The organism is Arcobacter roscoffensis (genome assembly GCF_024267655.1).
In the GTDB taxonomy this organism is placed as follows: domain Bacteria; phylum Campylobacterota; class Campylobacteria; order Campylobacterales; family Arcobacteraceae; genus Arcobacter_B; species Arcobacter_B roscoffensis.
Map to the genome: position 1 here is coordinate 183,862 of NZ_CP100595.1, position 21,848 is coordinate 205,709.

Consider the following 21,848-nt stretch of genomic DNA (forward strand, 5'->3'; position numbering starts at 1 on the left):
TAGTTATGGTTTTTGAACACGAAATTCCAAAAGGAAGTAGATTATATTTTGCAAAGGCTGCAAAAGCTAAAAGAGCTTTAGAAAATAAAGTTTGCGAAATATTAGACGATAATGGTTTTGAAGAGATTCTAACACCTAACTTTTCATACTCACAACATCAGTCAATTGCTGATGAAAAGAAACTTATTAAGTTTTCAGATGAGGATAATGAACAAGTATCTTTAAGAGCTGATTCTACTTTAGATGTAGTAAGAATTATTTCAAAAAGATTAGGAAGAACAACTGACCATAAAAAATGGTTTTATGTTCAACCTGTATTCACTTATCCATCAAATGAAGAGTATCAAATTGGTTGTGAGTGGATAGGTCATGATGATATCTCAGATGTGATGAATTTAACAGCAGATATTTTAAAAGCACTAGATTTAGAACCAGTATTTCAAATATCAAATATCAATATTCCAAAGTTAGTTGCAAGTGAATTAAATATTGATATTGATTTATTTAAAAATGGTGAAATAGCATCACTATTTAAATTAGATTGTAAATGGCTAAACGAGCTTATAAAAGTAAAAAATATTGAAGATTTAAAAAGTGTAATCGAAATAGTTCCAACATCAATAAAAGCAGAGTTAGAAAAACTACTTGAAAAAGCAAGTGAAGTTAACTACAATAATACAGTAATTGCTCCATTATATTATGGTTCATTAAAGTATTACAATGGTGTTTATTATAGAGTAATTAGTGATAATTTAACAGTATGTAAGGGTGGTATGTATTCAAGTGAAGGTACTTGTTCATTAGGTTTTGCCCTATACACAGATAGTTTATTAAAAATTTTAGAGGATTAATATGAGTAAAGCAGATTTAATTGTAGGGATACAATGGGGTGATGAAGGTAAAGGTAAGATGGTTGATATGCTTGCCCAAAATTATGATATGGTTTGTAGAAGTCAAGGTGGACACAATGCTGGTCATACAATCTGGGTTGATGGTGTAAGATATGCTTTACACTTAATCCCATCTGGAGTTTTAAACCCTAAAGCTATTAATATTATTGGTAATGGTGTTGTTTTATCACCTGAGTCAATTATTAAAGAAATGGAACAATTTGGAAGTTTAGAAGGAAGATTATTTATATCAGATAAAGCTCACTTAAACTTACCATATCATGCTTTAATTGACCAAGCTAAAGAAAGACTAAAAGGTGATAAAGCTATTGGTACTACTGGAAAGGGAATTGGACCAGCATATGCTGAGAAAATTTCAAGAACAGGATTTAGAGTTGGTGAATTATTAAATCCAAGTAAATTAACTACTTCTATTTTAGAATTTTTTGAACAAAATAGAGCTATTTTTGATGTATTAGAAATTGATACACCTAATGAAAATGAGTTATTAGCATTACTAGAATCATATAAAGAAAAACTAGCACCATTAATTGCAAATACAACTAACATGGTTTGGGATGCAATTGATAAAGATAAAAAAATATTATTAGAAGGTGCTCAAGGTACTTTACTTGATATTGATCATGGTACATATCCTTATGTAACTTCTTCTAGTACTGTAAGTGCAGGAGCTTGTACAGGTTTAGGTATATCTCCAAAAGATATTGGTATTGTAACTGGTATCGTAAAAGCTTATACTACAAGAGTTGGAAATGGTCCTTTCCCTTCTGAAGATTTTACTGATGAAGGTCAAAAGATTGCTGATATCGGAAAAGAAGTAGGTGTTACAACTGGAAGAGGAAGAAGATGTGGTTGGTTTGATGCTATTGCTGTTAAACATGCTGCAAGACTAAATGGTTGTGATCAATTATCATTAATGAAATTAGATGTTTTAGATGGTTTCCCAAAAATAAAAATTTGTGTTGCATATGATTTAAATGGTGAAAGAATTGATTATATGCCATCAGATTTAGATAATGTTAAACCAATTTATGAAGAATTTGATGGATGGGATACAGTAGAAGGTGTAAGAGATTATAATGCACTTCCTGAAAATGCAAAGAAATATATTGAGAAAATTGAAGAGGTAACAGCTGTAAAAGTGGGAATTGTTTCGACATCTCCTGAGAGAGCAGACACTATTATAAGGGGGTAATACGATGAGAATCAAATTACATCATACACCATATATCTCTAGAAGAATCACAAGGGACATTATCAATTGTGAGTTCGTAGAGGTAAGAAAAGACAAAAATGCTATAGAAGCCGAAATTGAAAGAATCATGGATGCTGATATAGAAAAAGAGTTTGATTTAGACGAAAAAGTTGATGATATTCTTGATGATCAAGATGAAGAAATCGAAATGTTAAATGCCGATAGAAGGCAACTTTTTTGGATGACTAAAAAAAGATTAGCAAACGATTTTGGTGTTATTTTAAATAATGAAGATAGATTCTCTGACATTGCTCATCAAGTTTTAGACTTTTTATGGGAAGAAGATTATATTCATTATACTTGCTCTGACAATCAAGTTAAAAATATCATTTTCTCATCAATTGATGAGTTTATGAAAGGTTTTGAAGAAGCAGATTCATCGGTATTAGCTAAACTTAAAAACTATAAAAGAAAGTTAATACCAGGGACTGAGGATTATGATTTAGTTTATCATAGATTATATGAAGAAGAATTAATTAAAAGAGGGTTAATATAAGATGCAAAAAGTTTGGATTTACTTAGAAAACGGAACATTTTTAGAAGCAAAATCTTTTGGTGCAACTGGTACATCTGTTGGAGAAGTTGTATTTAATACATCACTTACAGGTTACCAAGAAATCATTACTGATCCATCATATGCAGGACAGTTTGTAACATTTACAATGCCAGAAATTGGAAATGTTGGTGTAAATGAAGATGATATGGAAAGCAAAACAGCATACTGTAAAGGTGTATTAGTTAGAAATTATCATCACAAGTACTCAAATTATAGAGCTCAAGGTGACCTAGATTCACTTTTAAAAGAGCACAATGTTTTAGGTATTACTGCAATTGATACAAGATATTTAACAAAAATGTTAAGAGATGAAGGTGCAATGATGATGATTGCATCAACTGAAATATCTGATAAAGATGAGCTTGCTAAAAAACTAAGTGAAAGCCCAAGAATTGAAGATATTAACTATATTGAAGAAGTTTCTACAAAAGAGACATATATTCACAAAAGTGGTGCTTGGAATCATAATGAAAAAGCATACAACAAAGCTGTGATGAGCGATAAAAAAATCGTTGTTGTTGACTTTGGCGTAAAAAGAAATATCTTAAATGAATTAGTTCAATCAGGATTAGAAGTTGAAGTTGTTCCATCAACATTTAAAGCTGATGATTTAATAGCTAGATTTGAAGCAAAAGAAATCGGTGGTATTTTCTTATCAAATGGACCAGGTGATCCACTTACTTTAACAGAAGAGAAAAAAGAAGTGCAAAAACTAATTGGTGCAGGTATTCCAATGTTTGCTATTTGTTTAGGACACCAGATGTTATCAATCGCTCATGGACACGATACATATAAATTACCATTTGGACAACATGGTGGAAATCACCCAGTTGCTAACCCTAAAACAATGATAGTAGAAATCACTGCACAAAACCACAACTACAATGTTCCAGAATCAATTGAGCAAATTGCTGAAATTACTCACAAGAATTTATTTGATGGAACTATTGAAGGTGTAAAATACAAAAATAAAGATATCTTCTCAGTACAACATCACCCAGAAGCGTCTCCAGGGCCGCATGAGTCGAAATATATTTTCGACGAATTCGCAAAAATAGTGAAATAATTCACTTTTTTTGCCGAATTTCGGCGTTAAAATTTAAAATTCACTCGTCACGTACTTAATGTACGCTCCTCATAAATTCCAAATTTCGCCTTGAACTTCAACAAAACAGTGAACTCTTTCACTATTTTAATTATAAATAAAAACTTTTTAAATTTATTAGTATTAAATAGAAAATATATGTAGAAGTAAAAGCATTGCTAGCTAGTCTGATTTAGACTAACTAGCTTTTATTAGATAAACTGTGTAATTAAGTGATAAACTGCAGAGGCTGAGATACCTGCTGCTATTCCGGCGATTACATCGTCACCCATAACACCCCATCCACCTTTTACTTTTTCATCAATTCTTCCAATAATTGAGGGTTTCCATATATCAAATATTCTAAAGAAGATAAATGCTAAGGCTGCCATGATTAGTAGGTTTGATTCTGTTGGTTTACAAATTGATAGTGCTATCCACATTCCTGCAAGTTCATCTATTACGATTTCTTTACTATCATGCTCTCCAACTTCTTTTTCATAAATGTTTATTTGTTTTACTGCAATTACAGTAATTAGTAAAGCTAATAAAAATAGAGTTGATACATCAAATACTTGTAGTATTCCAATTGCCATGATTAATGATACAAATGAACCTACTGTTCCAGGTGCTTTTGGAGATAATCCTGAATATCCAACTGTTAGGAAAAACTTTCTTAAATTCATGTTTTACCTTATTTCTTTTTTTCTATACCAAGTTTTTTTCTCTTTTCCCAAAGAGATTTTCTTGAAATACCAAGTTTCTTAGATAGTTCTGTATCTGGGTATTTTGATTGGTATGATAAAACCATAAGTTTTACATAATCATTAATTGTCATGATATTTGTAGTACTCATAAGTAAGTTTTCATTATTAAACTCTATTTTTCTATATGGAAAGTCTTCTTCACCTTCAAGAGATGAAATGACACAATTCTTATGCTCAATTAGTTTAATAAGATTGTCTTTTGCTGTTCTTTTTAAACTATGATACTCTGTAAGGTATATAATGCCTTTATCGCCTAAAGCATTTAGTTTCTTTTGCCAATTTGCACAGTTAAGTGAGATAAATGAAATAGGCATATCAAGTCTTCTTGATAATTCAAATACAAGTTTATCCGCACATTTTTGTGAGTTTGATTCAACTAATGTTGGGAATGATGGAGGCAAAAATGTATCAGATGTATCAACATCAGCCATAATAAAGTCCATATATTCTCTTAATGTTTGTAATTCCCTTTTTAAGCTTCTACACTCTTTATAATGGTAAATTTTTCTTACAAGTTCATCCATTAAAAATGGCTTCATAATATAGTCTTTTGCACCATCTTTAATAGGGTTTGTAACTGTTTCATCTGATATATATGAAACTAAAAGAAGAATGATAGAGTTTTCTTTATATTTTTTGATTATATTTTTACATAAACTTGATGGAAGTGAAGTAGATAAAAGTACTATGTCATAATCTTTTGATAGGTTATCAATATTTGGTGATTCTATATAATCACAACTGTGTCCGTCATCAAGTAGTCTAGAAACTACCTTTTGTGCTAAATAAATTTCATTTTCAATAATTAAAATATTCATATTTTACTTCCATTTATAGTATTTCAGTGTGGCAATACTTTGAACAGCCACACCCTCTTTTCTACCCACAAATCCCATCTTTTCACCTGTAGTTGCTTTTATATTAATAAACTGCTTCTCAAGGGCTAAAATTTCTGATAATTTCTTTTTTATATCTTTTTTGAAAGGATTGATTTTAGGTTGTTGGGCTAATATTGTAAGATCAATATTTACAATTTCATAGCCAACATTATAAATAAACTCTACAATCTCTTGAAGTAATAGTTTTGAATCAGCACCTTTATATTTTGGATCAGTATCAGGAAAGAACTCTCCAATATCACCAGCACCAGCAGCACCTAATAAGGCATCTATTACTGAATGAATTAATACATCACCATCACTATGGGCTTTAAAACCATAATCACAAGGAATCTCAACACCACCTAAATACATCTTTTTACCATCTTCAAACTGATGAATATCAATACCAGTTCCTGTAAAGAAGTTATTAGAAGCAGGCTTTAAACTAGGCATATCATGTATTTCATCACCGTGAGTTAACTTCTTACTTTTAATACTTCCTTTTACATATTTAATAGAGCCATTAATAGCATTTATTGCTGAGCTATCATCAGTAAATTCAGTAGTAGTATTTAGGGCTTTTTTTAGGATTTCTGTTTTTGAGAGTTGAGGAGTTTGGATAAGTTTTACATTATCTCTATTTATTGTATTTTCATTGTATATAACTGTATCAGAGACATCTAAAACAGGAACAATACAATCATCTACACCTTTTTCATTGAGTAGATTATCAATTACACTTTTAGGAACACACGCTCTTGCTACATCAGTTACCATCACATATTTTGTGGTAACTTCTTTTAAAGAGTTTGCCATTGATTCTTGTCTTGTCTCACCACCTGTTACGTATGTGTAGTCATCATCGAAGTTTTGCATATAGCCAATTTCATTTTTATGGGCAGTAACAATAATCTTCTCAAATTGAGCAAAACCTGATAATCTTTTAGTCACATTAAGCCATAGTGGTTCATTTTCAATTCTAAGCCACTGTTTTTTCGCTTTATGTTGAAATCTAGTAGAATTACCAGCACATAGTACAATTAAAGTAAGGTCAGACACCAATATCCCCTTTGTGTAAAAAAGTTACATATTATAATCTAATGTTACTTATGAAAAGTTAAGAATTATTTAGAATTTCATCTTTTATTGATTGAATTGAACTATTTAAGAGTTTTTCATCAAAGCCATAAGATTTTGATAGTTTGATTGCTGCATCAATAGAAGAATCACCAAGTGTATCTTTGAAATTTGTAAGCTCTTTTGTGATTTTTAAAATTTGAGCTTTTTTCTTATATTCAGAAGTTGCATTGTTTATATCATCAACAAAATTGATAGGATATATTATGTTGTGAGTCAAGCCCCAATGCTTAAATAAGTTCGCAGTAATTTTAGCTGTAGTAAATCCTGTGAAATTTAGTTCAACTGTAGAAACATCTTTTTCTTTATTTAAAGCATCTCTAAAATCATCGATTTTGTTTTCTTGCTCAATTATACTTGCAATTATAAATTTACCTGTTTCTTGTAAAAATGCAGGCATTAGTAAATCATCTTTTAAATCATTGTCTATTTTTGAAACCCATTCATTTATGATTTTTGTAGATAAAGCACTTAAGTTGATAAAATCATCAGTTGACATGCCATAAGCTAAAAGGTTGCATTTTACTGTATTTTGAACAATTGATCCAATAGCCAAAGAAATAGTAAAGTTTATACCAAGTAAGTTAATAGCTCTACTTAAAGTGTCTACACTACTTCTAAAACCAAACATAGATGAGTTTGCTACTTTGAGTATATTCGCTACAAGTAAGGGATCTTTTTCAATTATTGTTATTAATTCATCAGGAGAAGAGTTTTTAACTTTTTTAAACTCTTCTAGTTCCATAATACTATTAGGTAATGGTGGTAGTGAATCGATTTTATCTTTTACTTTATTTTTCATAATTATCCCGTTATTCTTTCTTTAACTATTATATAGAAAAGAAACTTATACAAATAATAAATAGAAATTAATTGCTTGAATTAAGGTTTTATAAACAAATTTAGATATAATCTTCACACAATCAAATAAATATTATAGGATTTTTAAAATGAGAGATTGGCTAGATAATCATAAAAATGATAAAGTTAGAACACAAATGTATTATGCAAAGCAAGGTATTATTACTCCTGATATGGAATATGTTGCAAAAGTTGAAAATTTAGATCCTGAACTAATCAGATCTGAGATTGAAAGAGGAAGATTAATTATTCCTGCGAATGTAAATCATAGAAACTTAAAACCAATGGCTATTGGTATTGCTTCATCTTGTAAAATTAATGCAAATATTGGTTCTTCAGCCTTAGCTTCTGATATTGACGGAGAAGTTGAGAAAGTTGATGTATGTTTAAAATATGGAGCTGATACTATTATGGATTTAAGTACAGGTGGTGACTTAGATGCAATTAGAGAAGCTGTTATTGGACATTCAAACGTTCCTATTGGTACAGTACCAATGTATCAAATTTTACATGATGTAAACAATAAGATTGAAGACTTATCTATTGAAGTTATGTTAAAAGTATTAGAAAAGCAAGCACAACAAGGTGTTTCTTACTTTACTATTCATGCTGGATTCTTACTTCAATTCATGCCTCATGTAGCAAAAAGAAAAATGGGAATCGTATCAAGAGGTGGTTCTTTAATGGCTGCATGGATGATGCACTACCATAAAGAAAACCCATTCTATGATGCTTTTGATGAAATCTTAGAGATTTGTAGAAAGTATGACGTATCATTATCTTTAGGTGATTCATTAAGACCTGGATGTTTAGCAGATGCTTCTGATGAAGCTCAGTTATCTGAACTTAAAGTAATGGGTGAATTAACAAAAAGAGCATGGGAAAAAGATGTTCAAGTTATGATTGAAGGACCAGGTCACGTTCCTTTAAATCAAATTGAAAGAAATATGAAAATAGAGCAAGAGTATTGTCATGAAGCTCCTTTCTATATCTTAGGACCTTTAACAACTGATATTGCTGCTGGATATGATCATATTTCATCTGCAATTGGTGCAGCTGTTGGTGGATGGCATGGAGCTTCTATGCTTTGTTATGTTACACCAAAAGAGCACTTAGGTTTACCAAATGCAAAAGATGTAAGAGAAGGAATTATCGCATATAAAATTGCTGCTCACTCTGCTGATATTGCAAGAGGAAGAAAAGGTGCAAGAGATATTGATGATGAAATGTCAGATGCAAGATACTCGTTTGATTGGAATAAGCAATTTGAACTTTGTTTAGATCCTGAAAGAGCAAAAGAGTACCACGATGAAACTCTTCCTCAAGATGTATTTAAAGAAGCAGAGTTTTGTTCTATGTGTGGACCAAAGTTCTGTTCATATAAAATCACACAAAAAATCGTAAAAGACCACGGTGATGCGATGGTTAACGCTGGATAAAAAGAGTGAAGAGTTTCACTCTTTTCAGCGTTAACGAGCTTTTTATGAAAATAGCAAATCTTGATTTGCGTAAATTTTCAAAAAGGTCAGACAAAATGCTGGATAAAAAAGTGAACAGTTTCACTCTTTTCAGCATTAACGAGCTTTTTATGAAAATAGCAAATCTTGATTTGCGTAAATTTTCAAAAAGGTCAGACAAAATGCTGGATAAAAAAGTGAAAACACAAACTTGTCCAAAACTATCTAAGAAAAAACACTCTTCAAAATAATTTGAAGAGTGCCTTTTTTATTTAAAACTTTCAAAACTATTTCCAAAAATCAAAATTACAAAAACAATAAAACTAAAGCCTTTAAAATTCTATGTATTTCATAAACTTTTGATAAAATATCACTGTTTAAAAAAGTAAATAAACCTTTACTTTTTACAAAAAAATAGAAAATTTAGCTTAATTAAGACAAAAATTATCCTATTTCAATTATAATACAAAAAATTTAAATATAAAACTTTATAAAAAGGATTTTTCTATGGCAAATATAGAAGATATTAAAAAAGAACTTGAGAAAGTTAAGTACCCTGGATTTGAAAAATCTATTATGGACTTTGGGTTCGTAAAAGATGTTCAATTAGAAGGAAATATAGCTTCAATTGTATTAGATATTACATCTACTGCTCAAGAAGTTGAAGAACAATTAAGAAAAGATATTCATGCCTGTATCAATGCTATTGGACTAGAAGTAAAACTTGGGTTCAATAAGCCACAAGCTCCAAAACAAAACTCTAACTCTGTAAGTGGTAAAAATATTGCTCCTCAGATTAAGAAAATTGTAATGGTAAGTTCAGGAAAAGGTGGAGTTGGTAAATCAACTACAACTGTAAACTTAGCAGTTGCTGCTTCTATGCAAGGTAAAAAAGTTGGTATTTTAGATGCTGATATCTATGGTCCAAATATTCCTAGAATGATGGGATTACAAGGAAAAGAAGTAGAAGTTATTGGTGAAAAAGCAAGACCACTTAATGCATATGGAGTAGATGTAATGTCTATGGGTGTATTAATGGATGAAGGTCAAGCAGTTATTTGGAGAGGGGCTATGATTATGAAAGCTATCCAACAACTGTTAAGAGATATTTTATGGGAAGAGTTAGATATTCTTTTCATTGATATGCCTCCTGGTACTGGTGATGCACAATTAACACTTGCTCAAAGTGTTCCTGTTGCAGCAGGTATCAATGTAACTACTCCTCAACATGTTGCACTTGATGATTCAAGAAGATCATTAGATATGTTCCAAAAGTTACATATTCCTGTAGCTGGTATTGTTGAAAATATGAGTGGATTTATTTGTCCATCATGTGAGACAGAATCAGATATTTTTGGAATGGGAACTTGTGAAGATTTAGCTGATCAATATAATACTCAAGTATTAGGAAACCTACCAATTGAGCCTGCAATTAGAGAAGGTGGAGATGGTGGTAAACCAATTACTTACTTTAATCCAGAATCAATCTCTGCAAAAAGATATATGGAAGCAGCATCAAAAGTAATTGCTTTCTTAGACAATGTAGATGATGATAGAACTAATGCTGATATTCAACCAACTACACCTCCTGGTGTAAGTGCTTGTTCAACAACAGCTGCAAGTGCTAGCTCTGCACAACAAACTCAACAATCATCAGGTGGTAGTTGTGGTACAGGGTGTGGTTGTCACTAAGACTTCAAGATAAAAAGTAGCAAAGCTACTTTTTATCTTATTTAAAATACTCTAAATAAATCTCTTCAATTTTTTGTTTTACTAGATGTTCTTTCCACTTGTGTCTTTCGCAAAATTTTAGAATCTCAGCTTCTTTCTCTTCTTCGTTACAAAAAAAGTATAATTTCTTTACAAAAGGTTTAGGAATATTTATAATTGCTTTTTCAAAATAGTTCTCTTTACACTCTTTAGAGCAAAAAACTTTTGAAATAGGTATTTTTTTAGAGCAGTATTGACAAGTATTTGCCATAATAACTCCTTTTTTGGAATTATATCTTTTAAAGTTTAAGTGCAACTTACTTGCATGAGTTGCACTTTAAAATTAATTTATTTAGTTCTTGAGTTTTTTTCTTCGATTCCAGACATACCAAATCTTCTAGCTAACTCTTGTTTAACTCTATCTGGGCTTATATTTTTTGAAGCAAGGGCAACTAAAACGTGATATGTAATATCAGCTGCTTCATAAATAATCTCTTCTTCATCATTATCTTTTATTGCAAAAGTAAATTCACCTGATTCTTCTACAATTTTTTTAAGCATAGAGTTTTGTTCACCATTTAAAAGTTTTGAAGTGTATGATTTACTTGGGTCATCATTTTTTCTTTCAAGTATAGTGTGATATAAGGTATCTATTACTCCATAAGCAGCTGTTGTATCAACTTCTACTTTTGATACTTCTTCATTTGTTTGTAAATCAGTAAAGAAACATGATTTTCTTCCTGTATGACAAGCTACACCTTCTTGATTTACTTTTAATAAAAGTGTGTCGTTGTCACAATCAAGCATAATATTTACTATTTCTTGTGTGTGATTAGAGCTTTCACCTTTTTTCCAAATTCTTTGTTTTGTTCTGCTAAAGTAGTGAGCGTAGTTTGTCTTGATTGTTAGCTCTAATGCTTCTTTATCCATGTATGCTAGCATTAATACTTCATTTGTTGTTGCATCTTGTGTAACTACAGGAATTAAACCATTAGTTTTTTCCCAATCAATTTTTTCTATTGCTTCCATTTTTGCCCTTAAAATTTTTTGCTTATATCAAGTTTTAGTTTTTCTACTTCTCTTGTGACTTTATCTACTTCAACTTCGCCGCCTATTTCTATATCTTTTTCTTTAAGCTTTTCTGTCTCAGCTATAGTTGGAGGAGGTGAATATTTTTCTTGCTTGTACTTTGAATATCTATCGTCTTCAAGTGGTATATCTAAGTTTATTTCATTTTTATTCTTAATACTCTCTTCTTGTTTCTCTTGTGCAAAGATAGTTGTTGTAAGTAAAAAAGTTAGTATTAAAATTAAGTTGTTTTTTTTCATTTGATTACTTTGTATAAAGTAGGGAAAACCCTACCTTATTATTTACCGTGTATTGCAGTATCTCTTGATTTGTCTTTAGTATCAACCCAGATATTTGGAGTTGAACCACCAGGAGTTAAGAAAATCTTAGCATCTTTGTTTTCTCTAAGTGCGTCGTTGAATTTCCCTTGAACTTGAATTTGTTGCATTCTTAATAAATCAGATGTTAAAGATTTTGCAATCTCTTTATTTGCTGCTGATTGAGCTTTCGCTTCAATAGTTACAGCATCTGCTCTACCTTGTGCTTCAATTCTGTTTTTATCAGCCTCACCTTTTGCAAGTGCAGCTTTTTTCTCAGCTTCTTGTTTTGCTCTTAAAACCTCGTATCTTACTCTTTCAGATTCTTGGTTAGCAATTTGAACTCTTTCAATTTGTTCTTTAATTTTTTCAGGTAATACAATCTCTCTTAATTGAACAGATTCTACACTTACAGGTGTATCTTCTAAAGCTTCAACTTGAGTTCTAATACCATTTTCAATTAAAGTAGCAATTTCATTTCTTCTTGTTGGTAATTCTTCTGCGTTAAATCCACCAACAATATTTCTTACAATATTTCTTACAACTGGATCAACAATTTTGTCTTCCCATCCAAGACCCCATGTAGCAATAGTAGTTGGAGCTCCATCTGCTGTTAATCTATATTGAACAGTTAATTCAATAGAAACAGGTAAACCTCTTGCATCTAAGATATTAATTGCTGGGTTTGATCTAATACTTTGGTCAAATCCACCCATTTGTTCAACACTTCTATAGTTGATAAGTCTTACTTTTGTATCAACTACAATAACTTTTTGGAATACTGGAAGGTATAAATGGAAACCAGGAGTTAATGGTTTATCTTCATATTTACCTGTAGTAACTTTAATACCTACTTGACCTGATTCAATAATCACAAATGGTTTAAAGATAAATAATGCAGCAATAATTATGATAATCACATAAATAAATCCTGCTTTTTTACCAAAGTTCTTGAAAAATTCTGGTGGCTCAAAAGGTGGTTGATAGTTTCCACCACCACCATTATTGTTGTTAGAACCACCACCATTATTCTGTTGTCTGTTTTTAAAATAGTCGTTGTCTATTGGCATTTTTTCCCTTATTTTATATTAATTTTAAAATATTAACTAAGATTAGTTAATGTATGTTAAATACTTAGTGTATTTTTCATTTCTACCTTGAACTACATCAAAGTATGCTTTTTGTAATACTTCTGTAATTGGACCTCTTGAACCACAACCTATAATTCTTGCATCAATATCTCTAATTGGTGTAACTTCAACAGCAGTTCCAGTAAAGAATGCTTCATCAGCAATATATACTTCTTCTCTTGTTAATCTTCTTCTTGTTACTGTGTATCCTAAGTCTTTTGCTAAGTCAATAACAGTAGCTTGAGTAATTGATTCTAAAGAGTTGTCATTTGGTGGAGTAATAATTTCTCCGTCTCTTACAATAAAGAAACAAGCACCAGAAGCCTCAGCAATGTAACCTTGGTCATCTCTTAATAATGCTTCATCATAACCACACTCAACAGCTTCACCTTTTGCCATTTGAGAGTTTAAGTAATTAGCAACTGCTTTTGCTTTACCCATTCCAGAAGTATTTGAGTTTCTAGTCATAGAGGCAATTTTTACTCTAACACCTTTTTTCATTCCTTCTTCACCTAAATATGCTCCCCATTCCCATGCAGAAATAGAAACATTTACAGGAGCTTGTTTATGATAAAGTCCCATAACTCCATATCCTAAGTAAACAAGTGGTCTAATATAAGCACCTTCAGTTAATTCATTTTTTTGTAATAATTCAATTTGTGCTTTATTTAGTTCCTCAGTACTAAATGGAACATCAATTAGTGTCATTTTAGCTGAGTTTATAAGTCTTTTAGTATGCTCTTCAAGTTTAAAAATAGCACATCTTCCATCATGAGTTTTATATGCTTTAGTACCTTCAATAGCACCATTTCCATAGTGAAGTGTATGTGAAAGAACATGTACTTTTGCATCATGCCAATCTACAAACTTTCCATCCATCCATATATATTTTGCTTCAGTCATCTTATAAATTCCTAATGATTTAATTTTTAATGATTATTCTATCTAAGATATTATTAAATTTAGGTCATAATTTAAAAGCTAGATTTCTTTTAGGGCTTTGAATAGTTACTTATGGTATATTATCAAAAAAATTTTAGGATTAGTTTTTTAGATGAGTAGATTTATAAAAAATATTGTTTTAGGTACATCGATTATATTAGTTATTGCAGGTTGTTCGGTTAAGGATTTTGATAAAATAGTTCAGCCAAAGAAAAAAGAGTTTGTTTATGAAAGACCAGTTGTTTCTGATGAACTTTTAAAGACAGTTCATGAGATAGTAAAAGCTATGTCTCAAAATAATTTACAACTTTTAAATAGTAAATTTATAAATCAAAACTTTGGTTTATATAACTTATATAAAATAGATGGTTTTGAAAACTTTACTTTTCAAAAAATGTTTTTCAATGTAGTTGAAGAAGAGACTATAAAGCTTGAAGAGTTTTCGCATTTTGTATCAAGAGTGCCTAAAAAAGCTATAAACTTACCAATAATAGAAACTGATTCTACTTTTAATTGTAGTCCTTACAATGATGCTTATTACGGCTGGACAAATCATGGGCTTTTTTTAAGTACAAATACTTCTACAAAATTAAAAAAATTTATGGAAGAGAAAAATATGCTTAAAAAAGACTCTTTTAAAAAAGAGGATTTTCATAAAGCAAAAATGATTGAACTTATGTCATATAAAGTTATATTAACACCTGAAATTGTGTTTCATTTAAATAAGCTAAATGATGGTAAATGGTACATAACTTTAATAGATAGAATAACAACAAACTGTAGCGTAAAAAAGGATTCTAAAAAATGAGTCAACAAGAATTTTGGAATAGTAAGTTTTCAAGAGATGGTTACCTTTATGGTATAAAACCAAATAGTTTTATTGCTTCAAAAGTAAAATCTTTTCCAAGGGGCGGAAAGGTTTTATGTTTAGGTGAGGGTGAAGGAAGAAATGCTATATTTTTAGCAAAAAGAGATATGGAAGTAACAGCAATTGATGCTTCAGATATCGGACTTTCAAAGCTTCATTTTAGAGCCTTAGAAGAAGGTGTTACGGTTGAGACTATTTGTGCTGATTTAAATGACTGGGAAGTGAAAGAACAATACGATGTAATAGTTGCTTCATATTTGCATATGTATAAAGAAGATAGAGCTAAACTTTTTGAAAAAATTCAGGATTCACTAAAACCTGATGGAATTTTTGTTGGTGAGTTCTTTTCTGTAAATCAACTAAACTACAATAGTGGTGGGCCAAAAGACAAAGATTTACTTTACACAATTGATGATTTTAAAAAAGCTTTTGCTTTGTGTCAAGGTGATATAAATGAAGTAGTAACTATTTTAGATGAAGGTAAAGGTCATCAAGGTGAAGCTTCTGTAATTAGAGTAGTTGTAGAAAACTAAAAGAGAAATTTTTTCCTAAGTTATAAATTGGTATATTATAACTTAGATATATAATAATTATAAGATTTTCAAATAAGAGTAAAAAATATGATAGATAAATTAAAAAGTATAATAAATGAAAGAGTATTAGTTATTGATGGAGCTATGGGAACACAGCTTCAATTAGCGGATATTAAAGACAAAGAGTGGGAATATGAGGGAATAAATTTAGAGGGTTGTAATGAACTTTTAAACTTAACAGCTCCTCATGTTTTAGAAAAGATTCATGATGATTATTTAGAAGCTGGGGCTGATATGATTTCAACAAATACTTTTGGTTCTATGCCATGGGTATTAGATGAGTATCAAATTCCTGAGACATCATATGAATTATCTAGACTTGGAGCAAAACTTGTAAAAGATTCTTGTGATAAGTTTAGTACACCCCAAAAACCAAGATATGTTTTAGGATCAATTGGACCTGGTACTAAACTTCCATCATTAGGTCATATAGCTTATGATGATATGTATGAAGGTTATAAGATTATGGCACAAGGACTTGCTGATGGAGGAACAGATGTGTTCTTACTTGAAACTTGTCAAGATCCCTTACAAATTAAAGCAGGATTACATGCTTTAAATGATGTGGCACCTCATATTCCTGTTATGGTATCTGTAACTATAGAGCTTAGCGGTACGATGCTTATAGGAACAGATGCTATGACAATTGCTGCAATTTTAGAACCATTTAATATTTTATCACTTGGATTTAACTGTGGTACTGGTCCTAAACAAGTACACAAACATGTAAAAACATTAAGTGAAATTTGTAAGTTCCCTATTTCTGTTCATGCAAATGCAGGACTTCCACAAAATAAAGGTGGAAAAACTTACTATCCAATGCAGCCTAAAGAGTTTACAGAGTTAACAAAAGAGTTCTTAGAGTTTAATGGAGTTTCATTTTTAGGTGGTTGTTGTGGTACTACTCCTGAACATATTAAAGCATTAGTTACAGATATTGAAGGTGTAGTTCCTAAGAAGCCTAGTGGATTTTTAAAAGCTTCATTAGCAAGTTTATTTAATGTAGTTCCATTAAAACAAGACCCAGCACCACTTCTAATAGGTGAGAGATCAAATGCTACAGGTTCAAAAGCCTTTAGAGAATTACTAAAAGCAAATAACTATGAAGGAACTTTAACAGTTGGTCAACAACAAGTTAGAGCAGGAGCTCACGTAATTGATGTATCAGTTGGATTTGCAGGTCGTGATGAAAGAGAAGATATGGATAAAGTTGTAGGACTTTACTCTCAAAAAGTATCACTTCCTTTAATGCCTGATTCAACACAAATTCCAGCACTTGAAGCAGCACTTAAACAAATAGGTGGAAGACCTATTATCAACTCAGTAAACCTTGAAGATGGTGAAGATAAGTTTGATGAGATTTGTTTACTAGCTAAAAAATTTGGTGCTGCTCTTGTTTGTTTAGTTATTGATGAAATTGGTATGGCTAAAACTTTAGAGAGAAAATTAGAAGTTGCTGAGAGAATTTATGACTTATGTGTAAATAGACATGGCTTTAAACCTGATGATTTAGTATTTGATATGCTTACATTTACTATTGGTTCTGGTGATGATGAGTATAGAACAGCTGGTGTTGAAACTCTTGAAGCTATTAAAGAGTTCCAAATAAGACACCCAGAAGTTGGAACTACTTTAGGACTTTCAAATATCTCTTTTGGACTTGACCAAAAAGCTAGAATTTACTTAAACTCAATTTACTTAGACCATTGTGTAAAAGCAGGACTTACAACAGCGATTGTAAATGTAAAACATATTTTACCTCTAAATAAAATTTCTGATGAAGACAGAAAAGCTTGTGATGATTTAATCTTTAATAATCAAGAAAATGGTGACCCATTATTTGCCTTTATTGACCACTTTGCAAACGTAGGTGATATGGAAGAACAAAGTGATGAAGAGTACCAAAAATTAGAGCCAGTTGAGAAAGTTAAAAAACTTTTATTAGATGGTGATAAAGATAGAATGTTACCACTTGTAGAAGAGTTAAGACATGAAGTAGAACCAGAAGTTATAGTAAATGAATGGCTTATTGATGGTATGAAAATTATTGGGGAACTGTTTGGTTCAGGTCAAATGCAGTTACCATTTGTACTTCAAAGTGCTGAAACTATGAAAGCAACAGTTGATAGCTTAAATCCTTATTTACCGAAAAAAGAGAAAGCTAGTGAAACTGTACTGGTACTAGGAACTGTAAAAGGTGATGTACATGATGTTGGTAAAAACTTAGTTGATATTATTCTTTCAAATAATGGATTTAAAGTAATCAATATTGGTATTAAAGCAGATTTAAATGACTTTATTATTGCTGTAAAAGAGAATAAAGCTCAAGCTATTGGAATGAGTGGATTACTTGTAAAATCAACAGCTGTGATGAAAGAAAATCTAGAAACACTTCAAAAAGAAGGAATTGATATTCCAGTACTTTTAGGAGGAGCTGCACTTACAAAAGGTTTTGTAAATGATTATTGTAGACCTATTTATGATGGTCCAATATTCTATTGTAGAGATGCCTTTGATGGAGTTGTTTCTATGCAAAGAATTGAAGAGGGTGATTTAGATAATACTGCACTTGCTGCTGATCTAATTGAAGAAGTTGATACAAGTGATAGGGTTGCAAAAGAAGAAGTTGAAATTCCTCCATATGAAGAGATAGAACTTCCAAAACCTACGCAGTTTACTTTCCCTCCACTTTGGGATAGAGTTGCAAAAACTGGTGATGAAGTAGATAAAGAGTTAGTGTTTAAATGGATTAACCATAGAGTTTTATTTAGACAAAGATGGGGATATAAAAGAGGAAAACAAAAAAGTGCAGATTTTATCAAGCATGAAGAAGAAGTTGTTAAGCCTTTATATGAAGAGTTAAAAGAAGAGTTAATTGATAAAAATATCTTTGATCCAATTGCTATTTATGAATACTACCCTTGTATGTCTTATGATAATAAACTTTATATTTTTGACAAAAAGTATTTATTTAACTCAGAAGATGAAGCTAGAAATAATAAGCCATCTTTGGATGAAGCGATAAAAGTATTTGAGTTCCCAAGACAGCAAAGAAAACCTTTTAGATGTATTGCTGATTATTTTGCAAATGATAGACTTGATGTAGTTGGATTTACTCTTGCTAGTGCAGGGCTTAAAGTAGCTGATTATGAAAGAGAGTATTACAACAAGGGTGAGTTTAATAAATATTATCAAATTCATGGACTTGGAGTTGAACTTGCTGAGGCTTTAGCTGAGGTTTTACATAAGCAAATTAGACTTGATTTAGATATTGTACCAAAAGAAGGACCAACACTAAATGATGTTCAAATGAAACAGTATGTAGGTTGTAGATACTCTCCTGGATATGCAGCTTGTCCTGATTTAGCTATGAATAGAGATATCTTTGATTTACTAGATCCTGAAAAATTTGGAATTGAGTTATCTGAGACATTCCAAATGCATCCAGAACAAACTACTTGTGCAATAGTAGTTCCTCACCACGACGCAAAATATTATAATATTTAAAAAGTAGGGTTTCCTACTTTTTAAAGTATAAAATAACTTCCAAAAACCCCATTAGATAGGGATTTAAGTTTATATAGGGCAAAATATATAAAATAATTACATCATGGGGTTTTAAATGGGGTTTTTAAAGAAAAAATCAACACTACTTTTACTATTAACTACTTTTTTTATAAGTGGATGTACAGTAACTCCCCAACCTCTAAGCAAAGAAGAAATAGCACTAAAAGCAAATCAAGATTTAAAACTAATAAATAGAATTTCTCCAATTATTACAGAACCAATTACAATAGATGAAGCAATAAATAAAGCCCTAAAAAATAATGTAAGAAATAAAATCAAGTTAATGCAAACAGCCCTAGCAAAACAACAAATTGATTTAGTTTATTATGACATGTTACCAAATCTAACTACAAGTGCAGGATACTCAAAAAGAGATGAGTATGCTGCATCTGCTAGTACTTCATTTAGTGGTGGAAATCCTGAGCCAATAACAGGTGAGCCTTCATACTCAGTATCTCAAGATAAAGAAAGAATTGATGCTGATATTTCTTTTAGTTGGAATGTTCTAGATTTTGGATTATCGTATGTGAAAGCTCAACAACAAGCTGATAAATACTTAATGGCAAAACAAAATGAAAGAAAAGTAATTCACAACATCGTACAAGAAGTAAGAAGAACTTACTATAAAGCTGCATCAGCTCAAGCCTTACTTAAAAAAATTGTTCCTATGATGAAAGATGTACAAGTAGCTTTAAATGATTCAAATAAAATTAAAAAACTTAGAATCAACTCGCCAATGGAGTCTTTGGCGTATCAAAGGGATTTACTTGAAGTATTAAGATCTCTTCAAGCTTTAGAGAGAAATCTTATGAATGCAAAAGTCGAGTTAGCTGAGCTTATGGGTTTAAAAGCTGGAACTCATTTTACACTTGCACAAGAAATTAAAACAGATTATGAGCTTCCCAAATTAAATCTTGGTTTAAAGCAAATGGAAATAATGGCTTTAGAGAATAGACCTGAGATTTTAGAGAGTAGATATAAACAAAGAATTTCACATAAAGAAACAACAAGAGCAATTTTGCAAATGCTTCCTGGAATTAAACTAAACAGTGGTATTTCTTATGATAATAATGATTATTTACTAAATAACAATTGGACTTCATACGGTGCAACTATTTCATGGAATTTATTAAATATCTTTAAAGCAAATACAAGTCAAAAAATTGCAAAAACAAAAATAGCTTTAGCAAAAGAACAAAAACTTGCTATTTCAATGGCAGTATTATCACAAGTTCATTTATCACTTGCAAACTTTGAACAGTCAAAAAAAGAGTATAAGCTTTCAAAGAAATATTTAGATGTGGCTCAAGAAATATACAAGTTAACAGAAGTTACAAATAAACTAAATATGAATAGTAGATTGATTTATACAAAAGAGAAATTAAACTATATCTTAGCACTTCTAAGACACTCTTCATCTTATGCAAATGTACAAAATAGCTATGGAAGAGTTTTTGCTTCAATTGGAACTTATGAAGATATAGGAAAAGAGACTTTAGAAAAAAATAGTGTTATAAAAGTAAAAGAGCCTAAAAAAACTAAAAAGAAAAAAGTAGAAATCAAAAAAGCTAAGCTTGAAAAGTTGGTAAAAACTGCTCAAACAACTCAAAATGTATATTTAAGAAAAGAAGCTCATAAAGATAGTATTTATAGTGTGGTTTTACTAAAAAATAGAAAAGTAAAGGTTTTAAGAGAGTTTGAAAATAAATATGGAAAATGGATAGAAACACCTCTTGGATATATCTATAAAAGTGCTGTATTTATAAAAGATGAAAAAGAAGATAATTTAAGTTTAGCAAGTAAAAAAGAGATAAAAAAGAGTATTTTTAAAGGGGTAGCTTTTAAAAATGCAAATATAAGAACAGAAGCAAATTGGCAAAGTCCAGTTCTTTTTTTACTTCCTAAAAACCAAGAAATAAATATTGAAGAGATTATATCAAACAACAAAGATGTTTGGTATAAAACATCTTTTGGATATATAAGTAATTTAGTGATGGATATAAAAGAGTAGAGAATGAAAAAGATATTTTTAATAGGATTTTTAATCACATATATTTTTGCCCAAGATGAAATTAGTTCAAGGGCTGTTATCACTTCTTATGATAAAACTATTTTATCAAGTGAACTAGCTGGAAATATCACTTATTTAAAAAAAATTGAGGGTGATTCTTTTAAAAAAGGTGATCTTTTAATAAAATTAAATTGTGATATTTATAAAGCACAAAAATCAAAAGCTGCAATTGAAAAAAATATAGCTTATTTAAAATATAAAAAAAATAAAAAATTAGAAAGCTTTAAATCAATAGGTAAGTTTGAAGTTGATATTGCAAGAGAAGAGTTTAGAAAACAAGAAGCAGAGTATAAAATAGCTTCAATAAATGTAAAAAGATGTAATATCTATGCTCCTTATAACGGAAGAGTAGTGACAAGAGAAGTCTCACAACATCAAAGTGTAAAACCAAATGAACAGATATTAGAGATTATCTCAACAGAGAGTTTGGAAGCAAAAACTTTTGTTCCCTCAACATGGTTAGCAATTCTAAAAAAAGATATGAAAGTTGTTTTAAACATAGATGAAACACAAACTTCAATTAGTGCAGTAGTAAAAGAAATAGGTTCGGTTGTTGACCCTATTAGTCAGACTGTTTTAGTTAGAGTCTCACTAGAAAAACCTTATGACAAAATAATACCAGGAATGAGTGCAACAGCAATATTTCAGATAAATGAGCAAAACTAAAGGCTTA

Annotated in this window: 21 protein-coding genes; 12 read left to right on the forward strand and 9 right to left on the reverse strand. The window is 30.5% G+C overall.

From position 1 onward, the window contains the following. Positions 1 to 5 precede the first annotated feature (5 nt). The 4 genes from NJU99_RS00920 to carA are packed head-to-tail and all read left to right on the forward strand — an operon-like array spanning position 6 to position 3,788. On the forward strand, positions 6 to 851 hold the full coding sequence (locus NJU99_RS00920; RefSeq protein WP_254576864.1) for an ATP phosphoribosyltransferase regulatory subunit: 846 nt from the start codon (positions 6 to 8) through the stop codon (positions 849 to 851). Between the two features lies 1 nt (position 852). Then, entirely contained in the window at positions 853 to 2,106 is a 1,254-nt protein-coding gene (locus tag NJU99_RS00925) for an adenylosuccinate synthase (protein ID WP_254576865.1), read from the forward strand. 4 nt (positions 2,107 to 2,110) lie between these two features. Beyond that, the gene (locus NJU99_RS00930; RefSeq protein WP_254576866.1) at positions 2,111 to 2,662 is read left to right on the forward strand and encodes a DUF507 family protein; all 552 of its coding nucleotides are present in this window, start codon (positions 2,111 to 2,113) and stop codon (positions 2,660 to 2,662) included. A 1-nt stretch (position 2,663) separates the two neighbouring features. Next, a complete protein-coding gene (gene carA / locus NJU99_RS00935; RefSeq protein ID WP_254576867.1) occupies positions 2,664 to 3,788 on the forward strand; it encodes a glutamine-hydrolyzing carbamoyl-phosphate synthase small subunit in 1,125 nt (374 codons plus the stop codon). A gap of 230 nt (positions 3,789 to 4,018) precedes the next feature. On the opposite strand, the gene NJU99_RS00940 is transcribed toward carA, so the two are convergent. From NJU99_RS00940 to NJU99_RS00955, 4 genes are read right to left on the reverse strand one after another with little or no spacing between them, the layout of a single operon-like run. Next, a complete protein-coding gene (locus NJU99_RS00940; protein ID WP_254576868.1) occupies positions 4,019 to 4,492 on the reverse strand; it encodes a phosphatidylglycerophosphatase A family protein in 474 nt (157 codons plus the stop codon). An 8-nt stretch (positions 4,493 to 4,500) separates the two neighbouring features. Next, positions 4,501 to 5,391, reverse strand: coding sequence for a DNA-binding transcriptional response regulator (locus NJU99_RS00945; RefSeq protein ID WP_254576869.1), 891 nt, complete (start codon positions 5,389 to 5,391; stop codon positions 4,501 to 4,503). A 3-nt stretch (positions 5,392 to 5,394) separates the two neighbouring features. Next, entirely contained in the window at positions 5,395 to 6,513 is a 1,119-nt protein-coding gene (locus NJU99_RS00950; RefSeq protein ID WP_254576870.1) for a bifunctional 2-C-methyl-D-erythritol 4-phosphate cytidylyltransferase/2-C-methyl-D-erythritol 2,4-cyclodiphosphate synthase, read from the reverse strand. A 58-nt stretch (positions 6,514 to 6,571) separates the two neighbouring features. Continuing rightward, positions 6,572 to 7,393, reverse strand: coding sequence for an HDOD domain-containing protein (locus tag NJU99_RS00955; RefSeq protein WP_254576871.1), 822 nt, complete (start codon positions 7,391 to 7,393; stop codon positions 6,572 to 6,574). 148 nt (positions 7,394 to 7,541) lie between these two features. Here NJU99_RS00955 and thiC point away from each other — a divergent pair, with 148 nt between their 5' ends. From thiC to NJU99_RS00970, 3 genes are all read left to right on the forward strand, one after another. Further along, the gene (thiC, locus tag NJU99_RS00960) at positions 7,542 to 8,891 is read left to right on the forward strand and encodes a phosphomethylpyrimidine synthase ThiC (protein ID WP_254576872.1); all 1,350 of its coding nucleotides are present in this window, start codon (positions 7,542 to 7,544) and stop codon (positions 8,889 to 8,891) included. A gap of 44 nt (positions 8,892 to 8,935) precedes the next feature. After that, positions 8,936 to 9,160 carry a hypothetical protein gene (locus tag NJU99_RS00965; RefSeq protein ID WP_254576873.1) on the forward strand — a complete coding sequence of 75 codons (225 nt, stop codon included), beginning with the start codon at positions 8,936 to 8,938 and terminating at the stop codon, positions 9,158 to 9,160. A gap of 256 nt (positions 9,161 to 9,416) precedes the next feature. Continuing rightward, positions 9,417 to 10,601 carry an Mrp/NBP35 family ATP-binding protein gene (locus NJU99_RS00970; RefSeq protein ID WP_254576874.1) on the forward strand — a complete coding sequence of 395 codons (1,185 nt, stop codon included), beginning with the start codon at positions 9,417 to 9,419 and terminating at the stop codon, positions 10,599 to 10,601. 37 nt (positions 10,602 to 10,638) lie between these two features. Here the strand turns inward: NJU99_RS00970 and NJU99_RS00975 are convergent, their stop codons facing one another. The 5 genes from NJU99_RS00975 to NJU99_RS00995 all read right to left on the reverse strand — a co-directional run bounded on the left by NJU99_RS00975 (position 10,639) and on the right by NJU99_RS00995 (position 14,037). Further along, positions 10,639 to 10,890, reverse strand: coding sequence for a DUF2116 family Zn-ribbon domain-containing protein (locus NJU99_RS00975; protein WP_254576875.1), 252 nt, complete (start codon positions 10,888 to 10,890; stop codon positions 10,639 to 10,641). 77 nt (positions 10,891 to 10,967) lie between these two features. Further along, positions 10,968 to 11,648: a bifunctional phosphoribosyl-AMP cyclohydrolase/phosphoribosyl-ATP diphosphatase HisIE gene (gene hisIE, locus NJU99_RS00980; protein WP_254576876.1), complete on the reverse strand. Its 681-nt coding sequence runs from the start codon at positions 11,646 to 11,648 to the stop codon at positions 10,968 to 10,970. Positions 11,649 to 11,656: 8 nt separating this feature from the next. After that, positions 11,657 to 11,947, reverse strand: coding sequence for a hypothetical protein (locus NJU99_RS00985; protein WP_254576877.1), 291 nt, complete (start codon positions 11,945 to 11,947; stop codon positions 11,657 to 11,659). Between the two features lie 38 nt (positions 11,948 to 11,985). Then, positions 11,986 to 13,074, reverse strand: a complete 1,089-nt coding sequence (locus tag NJU99_RS00990) for an SPFH domain-containing protein (protein WP_254576878.1) — start codon at positions 13,072 to 13,074, stop codon at positions 11,986 to 11,988. Between the two features lie 42 nt (positions 13,075 to 13,116). Further along, positions 13,117 to 14,037: a branched-chain amino acid transaminase gene (locus NJU99_RS00995; RefSeq protein ID WP_254576879.1), complete on the reverse strand. Its 921-nt coding sequence runs from the start codon at positions 14,035 to 14,037 to the stop codon at positions 13,117 to 13,119. A 151-nt stretch (positions 14,038 to 14,188) separates the two neighbouring features. On the opposite strand from NJU99_RS00995, the gene NJU99_RS01000 reads away from it, so the two are divergent. The 5 genes from NJU99_RS01000 (at position 14,189) to NJU99_RS01020 (ending at position 21,841) form a co-directional block, all read left to right on the forward strand. After that, on the forward strand, positions 14,189 to 14,884 hold the full coding sequence (locus NJU99_RS01000) for a hypothetical protein (RefSeq protein ID WP_254576880.1): 696 nt from the start codon (positions 14,189 to 14,191) through the stop codon (positions 14,882 to 14,884). Beyond that, positions 14,881 to 15,477 carry an SAM-dependent methyltransferase gene (locus NJU99_RS01005; RefSeq protein WP_254576881.1) on the forward strand — a complete coding sequence of 199 codons (597 nt, stop codon included), beginning with the start codon at positions 14,881 to 14,883 and terminating at the stop codon, positions 15,475 to 15,477. The genes NJU99_RS01000 and NJU99_RS01005 overlap by 4 nt, the downstream gene beginning before the upstream one ends. 87 nt (positions 15,478 to 15,564) lie before the next feature. Beyond that, complete coding sequence (gene metH / locus NJU99_RS01010) at positions 15,565 to 19,044, forward strand: methionine synthase (protein ID WP_254576882.1); 3,480 nt, start codon at positions 15,565 to 15,567, stop codon at positions 19,042 to 19,044. Positions 19,045 to 19,159: 115 nt separating this feature from the next. Further along, positions 19,160 to 21,115, forward strand: coding sequence for a TolC family protein (locus tag NJU99_RS01015; protein WP_254576883.1), 1,956 nt, complete (start codon positions 19,160 to 19,162; stop codon positions 21,113 to 21,115). 3 nt (positions 21,116 to 21,118) lie between these two features. Next, a complete protein-coding gene (locus NJU99_RS01020; RefSeq protein WP_254576884.1) occupies positions 21,119 to 21,841 on the forward strand; it encodes an efflux RND transporter periplasmic adaptor subunit in 723 nt (240 codons plus the stop codon). The last annotated feature ends 7 nt before the right edge of the window (positions 21,842 to 21,848 follow it).